The sequence below is a fragment of the Streptomyces collinus Tu 365 genome, from assembly GCF_000444875.1.
Taxonomy (GTDB): domain Bacteria; phylum Actinomycetota; class Actinomycetes; order Streptomycetales; family Streptomycetaceae; genus Streptomyces; species Streptomyces collinus_A.
Window position 1 is genome coordinate 3,826,431 of sequence record NC_021985.1, and the last position, 21,161, is coordinate 3,847,591.

Sequence of the window (21,161 nt, forward strand, 5' to 3'; positions counted from 1 at the left end):
CCCTGGCAGTGGCCCCGGTATCTACCGCAGTTCCGCGCAAGAGGACAGCTCTCGGCGCCCCCGCACGGGCGCGCTACCAGGCGGTAGAAAGGCACGGGCCGTGGCGTCCACGGTCACCAGCGAGGCGGCGGAGAACCCGCAGTCCTCCCCCCGGCCGGGCTACGGACAGCTGCTGCGCACCCGCGGCGCCTGGACGTTCCTGCTTCCCGGCTTCGCGGCACGCCAGCCGTTCGCGATGCTCACCATCTCCATCGTGCTGCTCGTCCAGCACACCACCGGCTCGTACGGCGCCGCCGGCGCCGCCGCGGCCGCCACCGGTGTCTCCATGGCGCTGTTCGCGCCCTACAGCGGCCGTCTCGCCGACCGCTACGGGCAGCGCGCCGTCCTGATCCCCGGTGTCCTGGTGCACACGGTCTCCGGTCTCTCCCTGACGGCACTCGCGCTGGCGCACGCACCGCTGTGGGCGCTGTTCGCGGCCGCCGTCCCGACCGGCGCCTCGGTGCCGCAGGTCGGCCCCATGGTGCGCGCCCGCTGGGGCGTCCGGCTCCAGGGCTCGCCCCTGATGAGCACCGCGGCGGCCTTCGAGTCCGTCACGGACGAGCTGACCTTCGTCTTCGGGCCGCTGCTGGCGACCGCGCTGTGCACGACGGTGACCCCGTCCGCCGGCCTGGTGACCGAGGCCGCGCTCACCCTCGTCGGCGGCCTGCTGTTCGCCGCGCAGAAGAGCACGCAGCCCCCGGTGAGCGCTGCCGAGGGCGGCCACGCGCGCGTGGAGCACACCTCGGCGCTGCGCGTCCCGGGCGTGCGGGTCCTCATCGTGACGTTCCTCGGCATCGGGTCCGTCTTCGGCGGCATGCAGGTGGGGCTGGCCGCGTTCACCGAGTCGATCGGCGAGCCCGGTCTGAACGGCGTCCTGTACGGCGTCTTCGCCGCGGGCAACATGCTCTCCGGCATCGTCTGCGGCGCCATCGCCTGGAAGGCGGCCCCGCAGCGGCGCCTGCTCGTCGGCTACACGGGGCTCGCGCTGACCGCGGCCGCGCTGTGGACGGCGCACTCGGTCCTGCTCCTGGCCGGGCTCGGCCTGCTGGTCGGCATGTGCATCGCCCCGGCCCTGATCACCGGCTACACCCTGGTCGAGGGCCTGGTGCCGGCCGGGGCCCGCACCGAGGCGTTCACCTGGCTGACCGGCGCCGTGGCGCTGGGCCAGGCGGCCGCCGTCACGGTCGCCGGACAGCTGGAGGACCGGCTGTGGGACGGCGCCGGGTTCCTGGTGCCGATGGCCGGCACCCTGCTCGCTCTGGCCACCCTCGTCGCCCTGCGTTCACGGCTGGTCCCCCCGGCTCGGAACCGGACCGTCGCGCGTGGCGTCGGTCACCGCGTACCGGTGACGGTGGACTGAAGCCCTGGAATACGTCACTATGGATCGTCGTTAGCACTCATCGAGTGAGAGTGCCAGGAGGAAGACAGTGCCGACCTACCAGTACCAGTGCACCGAGTGCGGCGAGGGCCTCGAGGCGGTGCAGAAGTTCACCGACGACGCCCTGACCGAGTGCCCCAACTGCGGTGGCCGCCTGAAGAAGGTGTTCTCCGCCGTCGGCATCGTCTTCAAGGGCTCCGGCTTCTACCGCAACGACTCCCGCGGCTCCACGTCGAGCAGCAGCCCGGCCTCCAAGCCGGCCGGCTCGTCGTCGTCCGACTCGAAGTCGTCCTCCGCGTCGGCTTCCTCGACCTCGTCGGCGTCGTCGAGCTCGTCGTCCTCGTCGTCGAGCTCCTCCAGCAGCTCCGCGGCCTGACGTCCCGCTTCCCGGGCCCCGCCGTCCTACGACGGCGGGGCCTGAGGCGTACCCGGGGCACGCCCGCACGCCGGTGCCCGAGGCGTACCCGGGCACGCCTCCCCGCCGGTGCGGCGGGCGACTAGTGTGCTCGTCATGGCGAACGCAGAGATCGGCGTGATCGGGGGCTCGGGTTTCTACTCGTTCCTCGACGACGTGACCGAGGTCCAGGTGGACACCCCCTACGGGCAGCCCAGCGACTCCCTCTTCCTCGGCGAGATCGCCGGCCGGCGGGTCGCCTTCCTGCCCCGGCACGGCCGCGGCCACCACCTGCCGCCCCACCGCATCAACTACCGCGCCAACCTCTGGGCCCTGCGCTCGGTCGGCGTCCGGCAGGTCCTCGGCCCCTGCGCGGTGGGCGGGCTGCGCCCCGAGTACGGCCCGGGCACCCTGCTCGTGCCCGACCAGTTCGCGGACCGGACGAAGTCCCGGACCGGGACCTACTTCGACGGACTCCCCCTGCCCGACGGCACGGTGCCGCACGTGGTGCACGTGTCCATGGCCGATCCCTACTGCCCCTCCGGGCGGGCCGCCGCGCTGAAGGCGGCGCGCGGACGGGACTGGGAGCCGGTGGACGGCGGCACGCTGGTCGTGGTCGAGGGCCCGCGCTTCTCGACCCGAGCCGAATCGCTATGGCACCAGGCGCAGGGCTGGTCGGTGGTGGGCATGACGGGCCACCCCGAGGCGGCGCTCGCCCGTGAGCTGGAGCTCTGCTACACCTCGCTGACCCTGGTCACCGACCTGGACGCGGGCGCCGAGACGGGTGAGGGCGTCTCGCACGAGGAGGTGCTGCGGGTGTTCGCGGCGAACGTGGACCGGCTGCGCGGCGTGCTGTTCGACGCGGTGGCGGCACTGCCGGAGACCGCGGCGCGGGACTGCCCGTGTGTGAACGCGCTCGGCGGGATGGACCCGGGCTTCCCCCTGCCGTAGTCGTCTCGTCCCGGTGGGCCGCCGACGGGGTTCACCGGTTCGGGGGGCGGGGTTTTCCACAACCGGCGGGTAGTGCACAGGCCCCGGCGGGGATCGGCGCGGGGCGCCATCGTGGCAGGGCAAGCCCAGGCCCTCGTCGCAGGTGGTGACACCCCATGCCCTCGACCTCGTCGTCCCCGACGCCTCCCGCCCTCTCCCCCGCTCGCGCTGCCTCTCCTTCCCCGTCGCCCGCGCACGGGCCGGTTCCGTTCCGTCTGCCGCGTCCGCCGGGCACCGACGCCCCGGCGACCTGTGAGGTCCCGCCGTTCGGTCCGGTGCGGGTGCGCGGCGGCCGGTACCGGTTGCAGCGGCTGGCACACCGGCGAGGGCGCGCCCTCGCGGCCGGCCTGGCCGTGACCGCCGCGGCGCTCGTCGCGGCCGGTCCGCGGACCGGCGCGCCGCCGACCCACTCCGCCCGCGCCCCGGGCCGGCCGGTCGCGGAGCCGCCGGGACGGCACCACCGGGCGGAGGACATGGTGACGGCGCCGGTGCGGATCGCCGACGCCGCCACCGTCCGGCTGCTCCGGCCCGGCGACCGGGTGGACGTCATCGCCGCCGGGGATCCGGCGACCGGGGGCGAGGCCCGGGTGCTGGCCCGCGGGGTGCGGGTGAGAGAGGTGCCGGAATCCGGGGAGGGCGCGGAGGGCACGGGCGGGGGCTCGGACGGAGGCGGGGCGCTGGTCGTGCTCACGGTGCCGCGCGGCTCGGCGGCCCCGCTCGTCGGCGCGAGTGCCACGGCCCGGCTCGCGGTGACGCTGTGCTGACCGGCCCTGGCCGTGCGCACGGCGACGCGCCGCGCTGTCGCCCGACCGAGCCCCGGAATCCGACAGGACGGCGGCATGGTGGCGTAGGTTGCGGAGCGTTTCGTTCCACAGCCTGTGCATACGAGGAGAGTCCCCGAGGTGAGCGCGAAGAAGGAACCGAGCGTCTGGCAGGGCTTCAAAGCCTTCCTGATGCGCGGGAACGTCGTCGATCTGGCAGTCGCGGTGGTCATCGGCGCCGCCTTCACGAACATCGTCAACTCGGTGGTGAAGGGGCTCATCAACCCGCTGGTCGGAGCGATCGGCACGCAGAACCTGGACCACTACTACTCCTGCCTGCAGGCACCGTGCGCGGTGAACCCGGACGGGTCCGTCAAGAACGGTGTGCCGATCCTGTGGGGCACGGTCATCGGCGCCACGCTGACGTTCGTGATCACTGCGGCCGTCGTGTACTTCCTGATGGTCCTGCCCATGTCGAAGTACCTGGCGCGGCAGGAGGCCCGCAAGAAGGCGCGGATGGGCACGCAGGAGGTCATCGAGGTGACCGAGCTGGAGGTGCTCAAGGAGATCCGCGACGCGCTGCTCGCGCAGCGCGGGACGGAGCGCGGGACGGAGCGCGACACCCGCTAGCGGGGCCGCCCCGGGCGGCTCAGATGTGGTGGGGCGGCTTCTCGTCGAGGAAGCGCTTGAGGTCGGCGGCGCTGTCGCGGCCGTCCGGGCGCTCGCCCCACCCGCCGTCGGTGTCGTCCGAGGACTGCTGGCTCAGCGGGTCGTCGAAGACCAGCGCCGTCTTCGGGTCGCGCGGCTCGGGGGCGGGGGCTGTACTCATGCGTCAAGGGTACGGCGCGGGCCCCAAGGGCGGGCACAGCCCTTGTGAATGCGTTCACAAGATTTCGCCGGGGATTTCTGCTGTCCTGGGGAGCATGACGTCGAGTTCCGCTCCGGCGCCCGCCTCACCGGGCGCGCAGTCCGAGGGTCCCCTGCGGCGGCTCACCGCGCGCGGCCGCCATGAGGCGCACCGGGTCTCGTCACCGCTCGAGCTCCTCTTCGACCTGTGTTTCGTCGTGGCCGTCGCCCAGGCCGGCGCGCAGCTCGTGCACGCCGTGGCCGAGGGGCACCCGGGCGAGGGGATCCTCAACTACGCGCTGGTGTTCTTCGCCATCTGGTGGGCGTGGATGAACTTCACCTGGTTCGCCTCGGCGTACGACAACGACGACGCGCTCTACCGGGTCGTGACCCTGGTTCAGATCGCCGGCGTGCTGGTGCTGGCCGCGGGTGTCTCGCGGGCGTTCCAGCAGCACGACTACCTGGTGGTCTGGCTCGGGTACGCGATCATGCGGCTGGCGATGGTCGCGCAGTGGCTGAGAGCGGCGCGGTCGGCCGAGGGGGCGGAGCGGACCGCCGCGGTCAGATACGCGGGTGGTGTGCTGCTGTGCCAGGTCGGCTGGCTGGGGCTGGTGCTGCTGCCCGGTCCCGCCCGGGTCTGGGCCTTCGTGGTGATGGCGGTCGTGGAGCTGTGCGTGCCGCTGTTCGCGGAGCGGCACCACGAGACGTCCTGGCATCCGCACCACATCGCCGAGCGGTACGGCCTGTTCACCATCATCGTGCTGGGCGAGACGATCGCCGCGGCGACGGTCGCCGTGAAGTCGGCGGTGGACGAGCACGACGCGCTGGGCGAGCTGCTGCCGATCGCGGCGGGCGGCCTGCTGATCGTCTTCTCGGCGTGGTGGATCTACTTCGTGGTGCCCATCCACGATCATCTGCGGTCCAACGCGCAGGCGTTCCTGTGGGGCTACGGCCACTATCCGATCTTCGCCTCGGCCGCCGCGATCGGCGCGGGTCTGGAGGTGGCGGTGGAGCAGGCGGTCGGCAAGGCGCACATCTCGGCACTGGCCGCCTCGGCGGCGGTGACCCTGCCGACGGCGCTGTACCTGCTGACGGTGTGGGCGCTGCACGCGCGGCACTTCAAGGTGGGCATCGCCCAGCAACTGGTGCTTCCCGGGACCGCGCTGCTGGTGGTCTGCTGCACCTTCCTGGGCTCCTGGGCGGTCCTGGCGGCGGGGCTCGTGACGGCGGCCGCTGTGGTGGCCGGGGTCACGCTGACGGCCCGCGGGGCCTTCCGCCGACGGCACGCGGACGAGGCGGAGCCGGCCCGCCGAACTCCCCTGACACCGTGAGGGGGTGGGCCAGACTGGCCCCATGACAGTTGACGCTCTGACGGATGTCGCCGGGCTGCGGGTGGGTCACGCCACCCGGACCGGGGAGGGCCGGCTCACCGGCACCACGGTGGTCCTCGCGCCGGAGGGCGGAGCCGTCGCCGCGGTGGACGTGCGCGGAGGCGGCCCCGGTACCAAGGAGACCGACGCCCTCGACCCGCGCAACGTGGTGCAGCGGGTGGACGCCGTCGTGCTGACCGGCGGCAGCGCCTACGGGCTCGACGCGGCGTCGGGCGTCATGGCCTGGCTGGAGGAGCGGGGGCGCGGGGTACGGGTCGGGCCGGGTCCGGCGCACGTCGTACCGGTGGTCCCGGCCGCGTGTGTCTTCGACCTGGGGCGCGGTGGGGACTTCCAGGCCCGGCCGGACGCGGCGACGGGACGCGCGGCGGTGGAGGACGCGGCGGCCGGCGCGCCGGGCGCGGCCGTGCCCGAGGGGTGCGTGGGCGCGGGCACGGGCGCGGTGGCGGGGCGGCTCAAGGGCGGGGTGGGGACCGCGAGCACGGTCCTCGGCTCGGGGATCACCGTGGCGGCCCTGGTGGTCGTGAACTCCGCGGGCGCGGTGGCCGACCCGCAGACGGGGGCGCTGTACGGGGAGTTCTTCCAGGGCCGGGTGGCCTACCCGGAGCGGGCCGTGCACGAGGCCGCGCGCCGGCGCCTCGACGAAGTGGCCTCCCGCACCCCGCTCCCGCCGCTGAACACGACGCTCGCGGTGGTGGCGACCGACGCCGACCTCACCAAGGCGCAGGCGCAGAAGACGGCGGGCACGGCGCACGACGGCATCGCACGCGCCGTACGGCCGGTGCACCTGCTGCACGACGGCGACACGGTGTTCGCGCTGGCGACGGGCGCGCGGCCGCTCGCCACCGCGGACCCGTCGGCGCTCAACGAGATCCTGGCGGCGGGCGCGGACCTGGTGACCCGGGCGATCGTCCGTGCCGTGCGCGCCGCCGAGCCGGTCGAGGGGCCGGGCGGAGCGTGGCCGTCGTACCGGGAGCTGTACGGCGACGGCCGGTAGGCGCCCGGCAGGCACCCCGGGTGGCGGAAGCCGGGTGGTGAAAACCGGGTGGTGAAAGGACCCGAAGGGGTCCTGATTGTCGCGGTTCTGTCACGCAACGGCGTTCTCGGGCCCGAGGTGGAACCTTCCCCCGGGCCGTGTCCCTCTCTTCCCACGCACTGGAGCGGATCACCCACCTCACACGAACCTGGAGCAGCCCGTGACTACGCCGGACCTCGCAGCGCGGCGCGCACTGCTGGCCTGTGCCGCCCTGATGGCCGGCAGCCTGACCCTCACCGCCTGCGGCGGCGACGCCAACGCGACCGACGACAACGGCAAGGGCGGCGGCAAGTCGTCGCAGACGTCGGCGGCCACGATCACGATCTCGGCGAAGGACGGGGCGACGAACGCGTCCATCAACGCGACCGGCGTGAAGGTCAGCGGCGGGAAGCTGACGGACGTGAAGATGACCGTGGCGGGATCCGGGCAGGCGGTGCCGGGGGCGATATCGGCCGACGGCGGCAGCTGGAAGCCGAAGGCGCAGCTGGAGCGCGGGACCAAGTACGAGATCGACGCGACCGCGAAGGACGCCACCGGGCACACCGCGGCGGCCAACTCCATCTTCACCACCGTCACCACGGCGAACAGCTTCATCGGCACCTACACCCCGGACAACGGCACCACGGTCGGCGTGGGCATGCCGGTGTCGTTCACCTTCGACAAGTCCATCACCGACAAGAAGGCCGTGCAGTCGCACATCACGGTCGGCACCAGCAGCGGCCAGCAGGTCGTCGGGCACTGGTTCGGGGACCGGCGGCTGGACTTCCGGCCGCAGGAGTACTGGAAGGCCGGCTCCAAGGTCACGATGAGGATCGACCTGGACGGCGTGCGGGGTGCGAGCGGCGTCTACGGGGTGCAGAAGAAGACGGTGTCCTTCACGGTCGGGCGCGCGCAGGTGTCCACGGTCGACGCCCGCACGCAGACCATGACGGTGGTGCGCGACGGCAGGACGCTCAAGACGGTGCCGATCTCCGCGGGCAGCCCGCAGCACACCACGTACAACGGGCAGATGGTGATCTCCGAGAAGTTCACGCAGACCCGGATGAACGGCTCGACGGTCGGCTTCGGCGGGGAGTACGACATCTCGGACGTGCCGCACGCGATGCGCCTGACCTCGTCCGGCACCTTCATCCACGGCAACTACTGGTACAACAAGGGCAACCCGCCCTTCGGCCGGGAGGGCACCAGCCACGGCTGCGTGGGCCTGGCGGACGTGCAGGGCGCGCAGGGCGCCACGACGGCCAAGTGGTTCTACGACAACTCGCTCATCGGGGACGTCGTGATCGTGAAGAACTCCCCGGACAAGACGGTCTCGCCGGACAACGGGCTCAACGGCTGGAACATGGCGTGGAGCGCCTGGACCGCGGGAAGCGCCGTCTGACCGGCGGGTTTTGACGGTACGTGGGGCCGCGCGGGAACTTCTCGCGCGGCCCCCGCGTTTTCCGGGCATACGTTTTCTCGGTTCGGGGACATGATGTCCGACCGAGGGGCTACGGTATGCACCCACCAGGTGACATGCAGCAACGCCGGGAGAAGCCTTGAGCGTTCCGTACGAGACGGCAGCGTACGAACCAGCCGAGTCGCCGGAGTCTCCGGAGGAGCATCTCGCGCGGCTTCTCGGCCGTGCCCTGAACTCCTTCGAGCTCCCCGACGAGGTGATACGGCGGCTCGACTGCGCGCTGGCGCACGACGGCTGCCTGCTCTCCGCCCATCACAGCGCGGGCCTGCACCGCGAGACGTACCGGCACACCTGGCTGCTGGCGGACGGCTCGCCGGTGACCCTCTGGGAGCTGGTGCACAACACCGCCCCGGGCGGCGACGCGCAGCACGAGGTGTACGTGGACGAGGAGGAGCTGCACGCGGCCACCTCCCGGCTCCCGTTGCCGCCGGAGGCGCCGGACTTCGAGCTGCCCGCGCTGACGCAGCTCTGGGCGGTCCCCGAGCCCCGGCACGTCTTCGCGCCGGACGACTCCGCCGACCACGCCCGCCGGTTGCTGCGCCGGGCGGAGAACCCCGACCGGCCGGGCGCGGAGACGGCGGCGCTGCTGGCGACGGCGGCCGCCCACCAGATCACCCAGGCGTTCGGCCGGTCCGGGCGGTCCGCCCGCGCCGGGCTGAGCTTCGCGCTGTACGAGCACGCGTTCCTGCTGCCCGACGGCCGGGAGATCTCGCTGTGGGAGGTCGAGCACACGGCGACCCCGGACGGACGGCACATGTGCGAGGTCTACGCGACGGAGGACGCGGCCCGGGAGGCCATGGACCGGCGCGCGGCCCGGCGGTCCTAGCGGGCAGTCGGCGGACGGAGCCGGGGCGGGTCCTCGACGGACCACCCGATCAGCGGACGGAGCCGGAGCCGGGGCTCAATGGGCCGCCAGATCAGCGGACGGGAGCCAGGGCCGGAACTCGACGGACCACCCGATCAGCGGACGGGAGTCAGGGCCGGGGTTCAACGGGCCGTCCGATCGGCGGTCGTGCGGTCGGCGGCCGCCCGATCAGCGGTCGCCGAGTCGGCGTATCAGGCCCGCGAAGGCGTCCTGTTCGGCCGGGGTCAGCTCGACCGACTCGCGCGCGGGACCGGCCTTGGGCTGTTCCGGCAGAGCCGGCAGCACGGCCGCGGCCCGCCATTCGGCGACGGCCTCGACGCGGGCACGGCGCAGCAGGCGCATCACCACGACGGCCCAGGCCAGCCCGGCCACGGTGAGCGCGGCCAGGCCGATCAGCTGAAGAGTCGAGACGTGCTCAGGCATACGCCCCAGTACACACCACGGTCCGGGACTTTGGTCCCGGACCGTGACGTATCTCGCAGGTGCCGTGAACAACTCACAGTGCGCCAAAGGGACAAGGGGCGGCGGTGCCGTCAGGCGGCCACCGTGTGCTCGGCCTCCCGCGCCGCCGTGGCCGGGCCCGCGGCGGGGTCGGTGCCGGCGGCCGCGGCCTCGGGGGCCTGCTTGCGCATGCCCTTGAGGACGACGACCAGGGCGGTGGTGACGCACACGCCCGCCGCGATGGCGATCAGGTAGAAGAACGGGTTGCCGATCAGCGGGACCACGAAGATGCCGCCGTGCGGGGCGCGCAGGGTGGCGCCGAAGGTCATCGACAGGGCGCCGGTGAGGGCACCGCCCACCATCGCGGACGGGATGACCCGCAGCGGGTCGGCGGCGGCGAACGGGATGGCGCCCTCGGAGATGAAGGAGGCGCCCAGCACCCAGGCGGCCTTGCCGTTCTCGCGCTCGGTCTGGGTGAAGAGCCGGCCGCGGACGGTCGTGGCCAGGGCCATCGCCAGCGGCGGGACCATGCCCGCCGCCATCACCGCGGCCATGATCTTCATCGCGGAGTCGCTCGGGCTGGCGACCGCGATGCCGGCGGTGGCGAAGGTGTAGGCCACCTTGTTCACCGGACCGCCGAGGTCGAAGCACATCATCAGGCCGAGCAGCGCGCCGAGCAGGATCGCGTTGGTGCCGGTGAGGCCGTTCAGCCAGTCGGTCATGCCCTTCTGGGCGGACGCGATGGGCTTGCCGATGACGACGAACATCAGGAACCCGACGATCGCCGAGGAGATCAACGGGATCACCACCACCGGCATGATGCCGCGCAGGGCCGCCGGGATGCGCACCCTCTGGATCGCCATCACCACCCCACCGGCGACCAGACCGGCCACCAGACCGCCCAGGAACCCGGCGTTGATGGTCAGGGCGATCGCACCGCCGACGAAGCCGGGGACGAGTCCGGGGCGGTCGGCCATGCCGTAGGCGATGTACCCGGCCAGGACCGGGACCAGGAACCCGAAGGACACCACACCGATCTGGAACAGCAGCGCGCCCCAGCTGTCGGCCTGGGTCCACAGGAAGTGGTCCATCACCGAGGGTGCCTTGTTGACGGTGTAGCCGCCGATCGCGAAGCCGAGGGCGATCAGCAGACCGCCGGCGGCGACGAACGGCACCATGTAACTCACACCGCTCATGAGCCACTTGCGCAGTTTGGTGCCGTAGCCCTCGGTGGAGTCACCGGCCCGCTCCACGGGGGTGGCGGGTGCCGCGCCCGAGGTGGCCTCGCCGCGCTCGGCCTTGCCGCGCACCTCGCCGATCAGCTCGGCGGCGCGGTTGATCCCCGCCTTCACCCCGACGTCGACCGTCGGCTTGCCCGCGAAGCGGTCCTTGTCGCGTACGGGGACGTCGTGCGCGAAGATCACGCCGTCGGCCGCAGCGATCACCGCGGGGTCGAGCCGGGTGAAGCCGGCCGAGCCCTGTGTCTCGACGAGGACCTCGACGCCGGCCTCGCGGCCCGCGTTCTCCAGGGACTCGGCCGCCATGTAGGTGTGGGCGATACCGGTCGGGCAGGAAGTGACGGCGACGACCCGGAACGGCCGCTCACCGGCACCGGCACCGGACCCGCCGGCCGGGCCCTCGGCGGCACCGGCCCCGGTGCGCTCCGTGGCACCCGCCGTGGCGTCAGCGGTCTGGGCGGCCGCCGCCGGACCAGCCGGAGCCGGTACGGCCGCGGGTGCCGCTGTCGGTGTCGGTGCCGGTGCGGCCGTGTCCTGCGCGGTGCTGCCCGCCGCGGCGTCGGCGGAGGCCGCCCCCGACGCCGCGGCGGTGTCTTCTGCGGCGCCCGGGGCCGTGGCGGCGGGCGCGTCCTCCCCGCGGATCAGCGCGGCCGCGGTCCGTGCGTCCCCCGCCGACCGCAGCGCGTCCGTGAACTCGGTGTTCATCAGCTGCCGGGCCAGCGAGGAGAGGATCGTCAGATGCGCGTCGTCGGCGCCGGCCGGAGCCGCGATCAGGAAGATCAGGTCGGCCGGGCCGTCGGGAGCGCCGAAGTCGATCCCGGCGGAGCTGCGGCCGAAGCCGAGCGTCGGCTCGGTGACGTGGGCGCTGCGGCAGTGCGGGATGCCGATGCCGCCGTCCAGGCCGGTCGGCATCTGAGCCTCGCGGGCGGCGACGTCGGCGAGGAAGCCCTCCAGGTCGGTCACCCGGCCCAGGCTCACCATGCGCTCGGCGAGGGCACGCGCCGCCGCTTCCTTGGTGTCGGCGGACAGGTCGAGATCGACCAGGTCCGCGGTGATCATGTCGCTCATCGCGGGCTCCTCTGCACGCGTATCGCCCGGGGGGGTGAGGTGGGCGGGGGTGGGGACGGGGATGCTGCGGGGACGGACGGCGGGCCCGGGTCCGGCGGAGACGGGGCCGGGTCCGGCGGAGACGGAGCCTGACCCGGCGGAGGCGAGGCCGGGTCCGGCGGAGACGGGTCCTGGCCCAGCGGAGGCGGATCCGGGTCCGATGGAGGCGGGGCCGATTCCGGCGGAGGCGAGGCCGGGTCCGGCGGAGACAGGTCCTGGCCCAGCGGGGGCGAGGCCGGGTCCGGTGGAGGCGAGGTCGGGGAGTCCTCGCCTTTCGGGGGCGGTTGGTCCGAGCGGGTCCACGAAGCCGAGCGGAGCCCCGTGTCCGGTCAGGCCCGGTGCGGCCCCGGCGTTCATGACACCGGCTCCGTCAGCTCGCGGTCCATCGGGATGTCGTCCGTGACAGTGACCGCGGCCGGGTCCAGGTCGGCCGGGGTGGGCATCACGCTCCCGGGGAGCCGGACGGCGGCGGCGCCGTGGGCGACGGCGGAGGCCAGGGCCTCAGGGCCGCTGCCGCCGGCGACCAGGAAGCCGGCGAGGGAGGAGTCGCCCGCGCCCACGTTGCTGCGTACGTCGTCCACGCGGGCGCTGCCGAACCAGGTACCGGCGCCGTCCACGAGCAACTGCCCGTCGGCACCCAGGCTCGCGAGCACGGCCCGCGCACCCATGCCGCGCAGTTCCTCGGCCGCCTTCACCGCGTCGCCCACGGTCGCCAGGGGGCGCCCGACCGCTTCCGCGAGTTCCGCGGCGTTGGGCTTCACCACGTCCGGCCGCGCGCGCAGCGCTTCGAGCAGCGCGCGCCCCGAGGTGTCCAGGGCGATGCGGACGCCCGCCGCGTGCGCCCGGACGACGAGATCGGCGTACCAGGAGGGGGCGAGCCCGCGGGGCAGGCTCCCGCAGCAGGCGATCCAGCCGGCGCCCGGGGACTGCGCGCGGACGGTGTCCAGAAGGAGTTCCTGCTCGGCGGGCAACAGCTCGGGACCCGGGGCGTTGATCTTCGTCAGCACCCCGTCCACCTCGGCGAGCGCGATGTTGGACCGGGTGGTCCCGGCGATCGCCACCGGTGCGACCTCGATGCCCTGGGCGTCGAGCAGTTCGGCGACGAGGGCTCCCGCCGCGCCGCCCAGCGGCAGCACCGCGACCGTGCGCCGGCCGGCGGCCGCGACGGCGCGCGAGACGTTCACGCCCTTGCCGCCCGGGTCGGTGCGCTCGGTCTCGGCGCGGATGACCTCGCCCCGCTCCAGGGCGTGGACCTCGTAGGTGCGGTCGAGGGAGGGGTTGGGGGTGACGGTGAGAATCATGCGCGCACCACTTCCGTGCCGCCGCGCTCGATGGCGGCGCTGTCCTCGGGGCTCAGCCTGTTGTCGGTGATCAGCAGGTCCACGTCGTTCAGGCCGCCGAAGCGGGCGAAGTGCTCCTGGCCGTGCTTGGCGGAGTCGGCGAGCAGCACGACACGGCGGGCGGCGGTGACGGCCGCGCGCTTGACCGCCGCCTCGGCGAGGTCGGGGGTGGTCAGACCGTGCTCCACGGAGAAGCCGTTGGCGGCGACGAACGCGACGTCGGCGCGGATCTCGGCGTAGGCGCGCAGCGCCCAGGCGTCGACGGCGGCGCGCGTACGGTGCCGTACCCGGCCGCCGACCAGGTGGAGCTGGATGCCCGGGTGGTCGGCGAGGCGGGCCGCGATCGGCAGGCTGTGGGTGACGACGGTGAGGGATGCCTCCAGCGGGATGGCCGCGGCCAGGCGGGCCACGGTCGTACCGGCGTCGAGGACCAGGGTGCCCTCGACGGGCAGTTCGGCGAGGGCCGCCTTGGCTATGCGGTCCTTCTCGTCGGCGGCGGTGGACTCGCGTTCGGCGAGGTCGGGCTCGAAGTCGAGGCGTCCGGCCGGGATGGCGCCCCCGTGCACCCGGCGCACCAGGCCGGCGCGGTCGAGGGCCTTCAGGTCGCGGCGGATCGTCTCCGCCGTCACCTGGAACTCCTCGGCCAGCGACAGCACGTCCACCCGGCCGCCGTCCCGGGCGATCCGGAGGATCTCCTGCTGCCGCTCCGGTGCGTACATGTCTGTTCGCCTCCGAGTCATGCCCGAACGTGTGGTTTCGATTCGAGGCTACGCCCGGATTTTCGGAAAGTAAACAGGTTCGGATTTGAATCGGGCATGAACGGACTTTCGGGCCTGTCCGTGTGTCCGGCCGCACGACGAAGGGCCCGGCACCTGTGCGGTGCCGGGCCCCCGTCCTGCCAGCCGGTCTCAGCCCACCAGCTCGGGATCCCGCTCGGTCGCCGGGACCTCGTCGTCCGCCGCGCCCTCCACGTGCTGCGCCGGACGCTTCGGAAGGGCGGACATCAGCAGGAAGATCACGCCCAGGACCGCGGCGACCCACCACAGCGCGTGCTGGAAGGCGTGCACGAAGGCCGGACCCACCTGGGCGCGCGTCAGCCGGTCGCCGATCACCCCGAAGAACACCACGGAGACCAGCCCGAGGCCGAGCGCGTTGCCCATCTGCTGCACGGTGTTGATGAGACCGGACGCCGATCCGGCGTGCTCGCGCGGGACCTCCGAGAGCACCGCGTCCGTCAGCGGGGCGACGATCAGCCCCATGCCGGCCCCCATGACGACCAGCGGGAGGGCCATCTGCCAGGAGGCGATGGCGAGGCCGTACCGGTGGGCCTCCCAGATGTAGAGGAGCACACCCGTCGCCATCACCAGCGCGCCCGCCTGGAGCACCTTGCGGCCGAACCGCGGGACCAGCTTCTGCACCGACATCCCGGCCGCCGTGGACACCGCGAGCGAGAACGGCACGCCGGTCAGGCCGGCCCGCAGCGGGCTCCAGCCGAGGCCGAACTGCATGTACAGCGTCCAGACCAGGAAGAAGATGCCGAGCGCGACCCCGAAGACGGTCTGCACGGCGATGCCGGCGGCGAAGCTCTTGACCTTGAACAGCGACAGCTCGATCAGCGGGGAGCCGTCGCGGGCCGCCTTGCGCCGCTCGTAGGCCACCAGCGCCGCGAACACCACGAGCGCGCCCGCCATGCACAGGTGGCCCCACAGCGGCCAGTGCAGCTCACGGCCGCGGGTGAGCGGGTAGAGCAGCATCAGCAGGCCGAGGGTCACGAGGGCGACGCCGACCAGGTCCAGCTTCAGTGCCTTCGGCGCGCGGGACTCGGTGATGTAGCGACGGCCGAGCAGGAAGGCGACGACGCCGACCGGCAGGTTGATCAGGAAGATCGGCCGCCATTCGAGACCGAACAGGTTCCACTCCGTCAGCAGGGCGCCCAGCAGCGGCCCGGAGACCGCGCCGAGGCCGACGACCGCGCCGAACAGCCCGAAGACCTTGCCGCGTTCGTGGGCGGGGAAGGTGGCGTGCACGATGGACAGGACCTGCGGGACCATCATCGCCGCCATGCCGCCCTGGAGGAGGCGGGAGGCGACCAGCATCTCCGGGTTCGCGGCGAACCCGCACAGCGCGGAGGCCAGGGTGAAGCCGCCGATGCCGACGAGGAACAGCCGGCGGCGGCCGTGGATGTCGCCGAGACGGCCACCGGTGATCAGGCCGGCGGCGAAGGCCAGGGCGTACCCCGCGGTTATCCACTGGATCTGGCTGAGCGAGGCGTCCGCGTCCCGCTGGATCGAGGGGATCGCGATGTTGACGATCGTGACGTCGACGAGGTCCATGAAGGCCGCCGCCATGACGATCGCGAGCGCGAACCAGCGGCGGCGGTCGCCCGGTACCTGCTGCGTGCTGAGGGTTGGTTCCGTGGAGGTCATGCGTCCAAGCTAGGACCCCAGTAGGTCAGATCATGTCCTAGTGGTACGCCATCCTCGTAGGCATGACGACGGACACTCCGGCACGGCTCCTCCAGCTGCTCTCCCTGCTCCAGACGCCGCGCGAGTGGCCCGGCGGCGAGCTCGCCGACCGGCTCGGGGTGTCCCGCCGTACCGTCCGGCGGGACATCGACCGGCTGCGGGAACTGGGCTACCCGGTGCAGGCCACGATGGGCGCGGACGGCGGGTACCGGCTGGTCGCGGGCAAGGCGATGCCCCCACTGGTGCTCGACGACGAGGAGGCGGTGGCGATCGCGGTCGGCCTGCGGGCCGGTGCCGGGCACGCGGTGGAGGGCGTGGACGAGGCGTCGGTGCGTGCGCTGGCGAAGCTGGAGCAGGTGCTGCCGGCCCGGCTGCGGCATCGGGTGTCCACACTGCAGGCCGCGACGACCCCGTTGACCAGCGGGGACGGGGCGAGCATCGCGCCGGAGACGCTGACCCTGATGGCGTCGACGGTGGCGGGCCGGGAGCGGCTGCGCTTCGCCTACCGGGACAAGGAGGGCGGTGAGACCCGGCGGCTGACCGAGCCGCACCGGCTCGTCTCGACCGGGCGCCGGTGGTACCTCGTCGCCTACGACCTCGACCGGGAGGACTGGCGCACCTTCCGGGTCGACCGGGTGCGGGAACCGTTCGCCACCGGGGTGCGGTTCGCACCGCGGGAACTGCCGGAGGGCGGCGCGGCGGAGTACCTGCGCCGGTCCATCGGGCAACGGCAGGACCGGTACGAGTTCGAGGTCCGGTTCGCCGCCCCCGTGGAGACGGTGTCCGCACGACTGCCGGAGTGGCTCGGCGCACCGGAGGCGGACGGGGAGGGCGGCTGCGTACTGCGCGGCGCGGGCGGGGACCAACCGGAGTGGCTGGCGGTGCGCCTGGCCATGGTGGGCTTCGAGTTCACCGTACGATCACCGGCCGAACTGGCGGCCTGCGCACGGAAACTGGGCGACCGGCTGAGCCGCGCGGGTGGGGCGGCCGGGTGAACTGTGCGGGTGGGACGGCCGGGTGAGCCGCGCCGGGCAGTGCGGCCCGGTGAGCCGCGCCGGGCAGTGCGGCCCGGTGAGCCGCGCGATCGCATGGGGGCAACTGGACGTCACCTGGGGCTAGTCGGCCTCCTCCCAGGCGAAGTGAGCCAAGGCGTCGAGGTTGTGCAGGGCGAGCGTCGCCGGGCCGTTGGCGCCCGTGGGCGGCTCGGTGGTGGCGGCCCAGGACTCGACGGCGACCCGGATCGCCGCCCCCGCGACCGCCGCGGCGAAGCGCAGGCGGGGCGGGGCGGAGGCGGGGGCCGCCGGGTCCTGGTTCGGGTTCGGGTTCGGGTCCTGGTTCGGGTTCGGGTTCGGAGGCAGGGTCGGGTCTGCGTCTGGGGCCGGGTGCGGGTCCGGGGAGGGGTGCGGCTCCGGGTGGGAAACGTTGTCGCGAGTGTCCTCGCATCCGTCGGTGCGGCTCGTTCCGGCAGAGGCGGCGACCTCTCCTACGGCCGCCGCCTGCCTCGCGTGCGTCGACAGCCGGTGGGCCAGGATCTCCGCGAGCGCCCCCTCCTCCGCCTGGCAGACCTCGGCCCAGACCTTGCGCAGGGCGGGGCTGGCGTCGGCCAGCCGGATGAGGGTGCGCACCCACTCCCAGGCCGACGCCGAGACGCCGAAACCGGGGGTGAGGGTCTCGCGGACCGCGTGCCGCAGGGCCTCCAGGACGCCGAGGGAGGCCGGGGCTGCGCGGACGGCCTCGGTCCAGCGCTCGGCGCCGGCCGCGTACAGCGGGGCCACCGCCTCTTCCTTGGAGGCGAAGTAGCGGTAGAAGGTGCGCGGGGCGATGCCCGCCGCCTGGGCGATGTCCTCGGCGCGGGTGGCGCGCAGGCCCTGGCGGACGAAGAGGGCCGCCGCCGCGCGGGCGATCTCCATGCGGGTCTCCGCCTTGCGGCGTTCGGTGAGGGACGCCGCGGGAGACACGGGAACGTGCTGGTGGGCGGTGTTGCCGGCAGTACGGGGGGTGCTCACCTCGGCAGGCTATGCCGGTGTGGCAGAATCTGCCATCCGGCGGGCCACCCCGTGGTTCAGGTACGGGGTGGCCCACCACTCCACCCGCGGGAGACCGCCCGGCGACCTCATCATCGCGCCGCGAACCCGCCCCGGCAGCACGAAGCCCGCGGCGCGAAGCCTGCCGTAAGAAGGCCGCGGCGCGAAGGCCACCGTACGAAGGCCGCGGCACCCGGCTCCGGGTCTCGGCAGCACGAAGAAGCCGGACCCGGCGCCCAGGGGGGGGTGGGGCGCCGAGCCCGGCTCGGGAACGTCCCGGCGCTGGGGGGGTCGCGTCAGGACGTGGCTCACTCGCCCGGCCGGACCAGGTGCGGCCGGCCGGATGTGGGGGTGGGTGCGCGGGGCGGGGAGTGCGGTCCAGGACCCCTGCTGCGGGGCCCGGAATGGTTTTTCCCTCGGGACCGCGCCTTGAAGCGACGGTACCGCGCCATGTTTGCGCCGTCTTTCGCCACGGCGCACGCGCACCGCGGTGCCGTACCCCCGGTTACGCCGCCGCGTCGAAGCCGGTCTGGCGGGCCAGCTTCTTCAGTTCCAGCAGCGCGTGCTTCTCGATCTGCCGGATGCGCTCGCGGGTCAGGCCGTGCTCCTTGCCGACCTCGGTCAGCGTGCGCTCGCGGCCGTCGTCGATGCCGTAGCGCATCTTGATGATGGACGCGGTGCGCTGGTCCAGACGGCCGATCAGGTCGTCCAGTTCCTCGCTGCGCAGCAGGGTGAGGACCGACTGCTCCGGGGAGACCGCGGAGGTGTCCTCCAGCAGGTCGCCGAACTGCGTCTCGCCCTCGTCGTCCACCGGCATGTTCAGCGAGACCGGGTCACGGGACCAGTCGAGCACGTCCGTCACGCGCTCCGGCGTCGAGCCCAGCTCGGCGGCGATCTCCGCGGGCTCCGGCTCACGCCCGTGCTCGCGGTTGAACTCGCGCTGCACGCGGCGGATGCGGCCCAGCTCCTCCACCAGGTGGACGGGGAGCCGGATCGTGCGGGACTGGTCGGCGATGGAACGGGTGATGGCCTGACGGATCCACCAGGTGGCGTACGTGGAGAACTTGAAGCCCTTGCGGTAGTCGAACTTCTCGACGGCGCGCACCAGACCGGCGTTGCCCTCCTGGATGAGGTCGAGGAGCGGCAGGCCGCTGCGCGGATAGCGCCGGGCCACCGCCACGACCAGGCGGAGGTTGGAGCGGATGAAGACGTCCTTGGCCCGCTCGCCGGCGGCGAACAGGGACTCCAGCTCCTCGCGGGTGGCGTCCGTGGCGGACTCCTCCTCGCCGTCGAGGACCTGCCGCGCGAACACACCCGCCTCGATGGTCTGGGACAGCTCGACCTCCTTGGCGGCGTCGAGCAGCGGCGTACGCGCGATCTCGTCGAGGTACATGCCGACCAGGTCGCGGTCGGCGATCTCGCCGCCATGGGCGCGAACACTGCTTGCCGAGTCGACCGTCTCGCCGGAGGCGGTCTTACGACGGGCGACGGCACGGGTTGCCATGCGTGCTCCCTTGCGATGGTGGGCTGGCGGGTGGTCCTTGTGAACGCTCGGCTCTCCGGAAACTGTCTCTGGGGACTCTCCTCGAGTGCCCTGCATCCGTGGGAAACAACGACTGGAATCCGGACAGAATTCCCAACCCGTCCCTCTATTTTTCTGATCATGCAGTACCCTGTCGGCCGCACAGTGATCCGTGAGGTCGTACGGACGTACAGAGGTGCAGGTCAGGGCGGGAGTCGAGGCCGGTACCGGCAGCCTCGGCATCCCCTGGGGTCACTGCGTGGATGAGACGGTCATCACGTTCCGTACAGCGGTCGTCACCACCGAGGAGCGCCGCCCTTGACCGCTCCCACCCCGGAAGACGACGTCAGCGGCCCGAAGGTTGCCAGGGGGACACCCCCCGGCCCAGCCATCGGCGCCCATCGGCGCCCACCGACCGTCACGGACGGACCCGCCCCCCACGGCCCAGCCCGGTCCGCCCGTCAGTCGAACTGCACCGACCGCTTCGCCATTCCCATCCAGAACCCGTCGATCACCGACCGGTGCGCGCTCGGCCGGCCGCCCGCCTCCGCCGCGCCCATGGTCACGAACAGCGGGGCGAAATGCTCGGTGCGCGGGTGGGCGTAGCGGCCGGCCGGCGCCTTGTGGAGGAAGTCGAGCAGGGCGTCCCAGTCCCGGGCCTCCAGGGCCCGCCTGCCCCAGTCGTCGAACTCGGAGGACCAGCTCGGCACGCCGCCCGCGTGCCGCAGGGCGGCCAGGTTGTGCGTGAAGAAGCCGGAGCCGACGATCAGCACGCCCTCATCGCGCAGCGGGGCGAGCTTGCGCCCGATGTCCATCAGCCGGACCGGGTCGAGGGTGGGCATGGAGATCTGCAGCACCGGGATGTCGGCGGCCGGGAACATCTCGACCAGCGGGACGTAGGCGCCGTGGTCGAGGCCCCGGTCGGGGATGTCCTGGACGGGCATGCCGGGGGCGCGCAGCAACTTGCGCACGGAGTCGGCCAGTTCAGGGGCGCCCGGGGCGGCGTAGCGCACCTGGTAGTAGTGCTCGGGGAAGCCCCAGAAGTCGTAGACGAGGGGGACGGTGTGCGTGGCCCCGAGGGCGAGGGGCGCCTCCTCCCAGTGGGCGGAGACCATCAGGATGGCCTTGGGGCGCGGCAGGTCGGCGGACCAGGCGGCGAGCTGACCGGGCCAGACCGGGTCGTCGGCGAGAGGCGGGGCGCCGTGGCTGAGGTACAGCGCGGGCATGCGTTCCTGGGTGGCGGCGGACATGACGGCGACTCCAGATGTTTTAACTCTCAAGCTTTCCGGCACAGCCTACGCCCGACTTGTTCAACTTTCAAGGAGACGGCTCGTACAGTGGGACCCATGAACAGGGCAACGGACTCCGCAGGCCGGCACCGCTGGCTCACCGACGAGGAGCAGCGCGTCTGGCGCGCCTACCTGCACGCCACCACCCTCCTGGAGGACCACCTCGACCGGCAGCTCCAGCGCGACGCGGGCATGCCGCACATCTACTACGGCCTGCTCGTGAGCCTCGCCGAGGCGCCGCGCCGCCGGCTGCGGATGACGGAGCTGGCGATGCTGTCGAAGATCACCCGCTCCCGGCTGTCGCACGCGATCGCCCGCCTGGAGAAGAGCGGCTGGGTCCGCCGCGAGGACTGCCCGTCCGACAAGCGGGGCCAGTTCGCGGTGCTCACCGACGAGGGCGCCGAGGTGCTGCGCCGGACCGCGCCGGGCCATGTGGCCGCCGTACGGCAGGCGTTGTTCGAACGGCTCACCCCGGAACAGCAGAAGGCCCTCGGCGAGATCATGGAGATCGTCGCCGAGGGCCTTCAGCCCAACGAAGCGGGTGCGGACCTGCCCTGGCTCCGCTAGCGGCCCGTTGTC

At 73.1% G+C, this 21,161-nt stretch carries 20 protein-coding genes; 11 read left to right on the forward strand and 9 right to left on the reverse strand.

All coding sequences use genetic code 11. From position 1 onward, the window contains the following. Positions 1–100: 100 nt before the first annotated feature. From B446_RS16520 to mscL, 5 genes are all read left to right on the forward strand, one after another. Complete coding sequence (locus B446_RS16520) at positions 101–1,399, forward strand: MFS transporter (RefSeq protein WP_020940588.1); 1,299 nt, start codon at positions 101–103, stop codon at positions 1,397–1,399. 67 nt (positions 1,400–1,466) lie between these two features. Beyond that, positions 1,467–1,793, forward strand: coding sequence for an FmdB family zinc ribbon protein (locus B446_RS16525; RefSeq protein ID WP_020940589.1), 327 nt, complete (start codon positions 1,467–1,469; stop codon positions 1,791–1,793). Positions 1,794–1,928: 135 nt separating this feature from the next. Then, positions 1,929–2,762 (forward strand): S-methyl-5'-thioadenosine phosphorylase, encoded by an 834-nt coding sequence (locus B446_RS16530; protein ID WP_020940590.1) that lies wholly within the window; start codon positions 1,929–1,931, stop codon positions 2,760–2,762. Between the two features lie 155 nt (positions 2,763–2,917). Then, positions 2,918–3,565: an RcpC/CpaB family pilus assembly protein gene (locus B446_RS16535; protein ID WP_078614724.1), complete on the forward strand. Its 648-nt coding sequence runs from the start codon at positions 2,918–2,920 to the stop codon at positions 3,563–3,565. A gap of 138 nt (positions 3,566–3,703) precedes the next feature. Then, positions 3,704–4,192 (forward strand): large conductance mechanosensitive channel protein MscL, encoded by a 489-nt coding sequence (mscL, locus tag B446_RS16540; RefSeq protein ID WP_020940592.1) that lies wholly within the window; start codon positions 3,704–3,706, stop codon positions 4,190–4,192. A 19-nt stretch (positions 4,193–4,211) separates the two neighbouring features. On the opposite strand, the gene B446_RS16545 is transcribed toward mscL, so the two are convergent. After that, on the reverse strand, positions 4,212–4,391 hold the full coding sequence (locus B446_RS16545) for a hypothetical protein (RefSeq protein ID WP_020940593.1): 180 nt from the start codon (positions 4,389–4,391) through the stop codon (positions 4,212–4,214). 94 nt (positions 4,392–4,485) lie between these two features. Between B446_RS16545 and B446_RS16550 the strand changes: the two genes are divergently transcribed. From B446_RS16550 to B446_RS16565, 4 genes are all read left to right on the forward strand, one after another. Continuing rightward, the gene (locus tag B446_RS16550) at positions 4,486–5,739 is read left to right on the forward strand and encodes a low temperature requirement protein A (protein ID WP_020940594.1); all 1,254 of its coding nucleotides are present in this window, start codon (positions 4,486–4,488) and stop codon (positions 5,737–5,739) included. A 22-nt stretch (positions 5,740–5,761) separates the two neighbouring features. Then, positions 5,762–6,793: a P1 family peptidase gene (locus tag B446_RS16555; RefSeq protein WP_043475762.1), complete on the forward strand. Its 1,032-nt coding sequence runs from the start codon at positions 5,762–5,764 to the stop codon at positions 6,791–6,793. Positions 6,794–6,992: 199 nt separating this feature from the next. After that, the gene (locus tag B446_RS16560) at positions 6,993–8,213 is read left to right on the forward strand and encodes a L,D-transpeptidase (RefSeq protein ID WP_020940596.1); all 1,221 of its coding nucleotides are present in this window, start codon (positions 6,993–6,995) and stop codon (positions 8,211–8,213) included. A gap of 157 nt (positions 8,214–8,370) precedes the next feature. Further along, the gene (locus B446_RS16565) at positions 8,371–9,117 is read left to right on the forward strand and encodes a DUF6227 family protein (RefSeq protein ID WP_020940597.1); all 747 of its coding nucleotides are present in this window, start codon (positions 8,371–8,373) and stop codon (positions 9,115–9,117) included. 207 nt (positions 9,118–9,324) lie between these two features. Here B446_RS16565 and B446_RS16570 read toward each other — a convergent pair whose 3' ends face one another. The 5 genes from B446_RS16570 to B446_RS16590 form a co-directional block, all read right to left on the reverse strand. Next, on the reverse strand, positions 9,325–9,579 hold the full coding sequence (locus B446_RS16570) for a hypothetical protein (RefSeq protein WP_020940598.1): 255 nt from the start codon (positions 9,577–9,579) through the stop codon (positions 9,325–9,327). Between the two features lie 110 nt (positions 9,580–9,689). Further along, positions 9,690–11,903: a PTS fructose transporter subunit IIABC gene (locus B446_RS16575; RefSeq protein WP_020940599.1), complete on the reverse strand. Its 2,214-nt coding sequence runs from the start codon at positions 11,901–11,903 to the stop codon at positions 9,690–9,692. Between the two features lie 392 nt (positions 11,904–12,295). Further along, positions 12,296–13,243 carry a 1-phosphofructokinase gene (gene pfkB, locus B446_RS16580; RefSeq protein WP_020940600.1) on the reverse strand — a complete coding sequence of 316 codons (948 nt, stop codon included), beginning with the start codon at positions 13,241–13,243 and terminating at the stop codon, positions 12,296–12,298. Continuing rightward, positions 13,240–14,001, reverse strand: a complete 762-nt coding sequence (locus B446_RS16585; RefSeq protein ID WP_020940601.1) for a DeoR/GlpR family DNA-binding transcription regulator — start codon at positions 13,999–14,001, stop codon at positions 13,240–13,242. Before B446_RS16585 ends, pfkB begins: the two co-directional genes overlap by 4 nt. A gap of 189 nt (positions 14,002–14,190) precedes the next feature. Beyond that, positions 14,191–15,708 carry an MFS transporter gene (locus B446_RS16590; RefSeq protein WP_020940602.1) on the reverse strand — a complete coding sequence of 506 codons (1,518 nt, stop codon included), beginning with the start codon at positions 15,706–15,708 and terminating at the stop codon, positions 14,191–14,193. Positions 15,709–15,770: 62 nt separating this feature from the next. On the opposite strand from B446_RS16590, the gene B446_RS16595 reads away from it, so the two are divergent. Then, complete coding sequence (locus B446_RS16595) at positions 15,771–16,742, forward strand: helix-turn-helix transcriptional regulator (protein ID WP_020940603.1); 972 nt, start codon at positions 15,771–15,773, stop codon at positions 16,740–16,742. Between the two features lie 120 nt (positions 16,743–16,862). Here the strand turns inward: B446_RS16595 and B446_RS16600 are convergent, their stop codons facing one another. The 3 genes from B446_RS16600 to B446_RS16610 form a co-directional block, all read right to left on the reverse strand. Further along, positions 16,863–17,753 carry a TetR family transcriptional regulator gene (locus B446_RS16600; protein ID WP_419184157.1) on the reverse strand — a complete coding sequence of 297 codons (891 nt, stop codon included), beginning with the start codon at positions 17,751–17,753 and terminating at the stop codon, positions 16,863–16,865. A gap of 523 nt (positions 17,754–18,276) precedes the next feature. Further along, positions 18,277–19,275, reverse strand: coding sequence for a sigma-70 family RNA polymerase sigma factor (locus B446_RS16605; RefSeq protein WP_020940605.1), 999 nt, complete (start codon positions 19,273–19,275; stop codon positions 18,277–18,279). 479 nt (positions 19,276–19,754) lie between these two features. Further along, entirely contained in the window at positions 19,755–20,543 is a 789-nt protein-coding gene (locus B446_RS16610) for a dioxygenase (protein ID WP_020940606.1), read from the reverse strand. A gap of 96 nt (positions 20,544–20,639) precedes the next feature. Between B446_RS16610 and B446_RS16615 the strand changes: the two genes are divergently transcribed. Continuing rightward, a complete protein-coding gene (locus B446_RS16615) occupies positions 20,640–21,149 on the forward strand; it encodes a MarR family winged helix-turn-helix transcriptional regulator (RefSeq protein WP_020940607.1) in 510 nt (169 codons plus the stop codon). Positions 21,150–21,161: the final 12 nt, after the last annotated feature.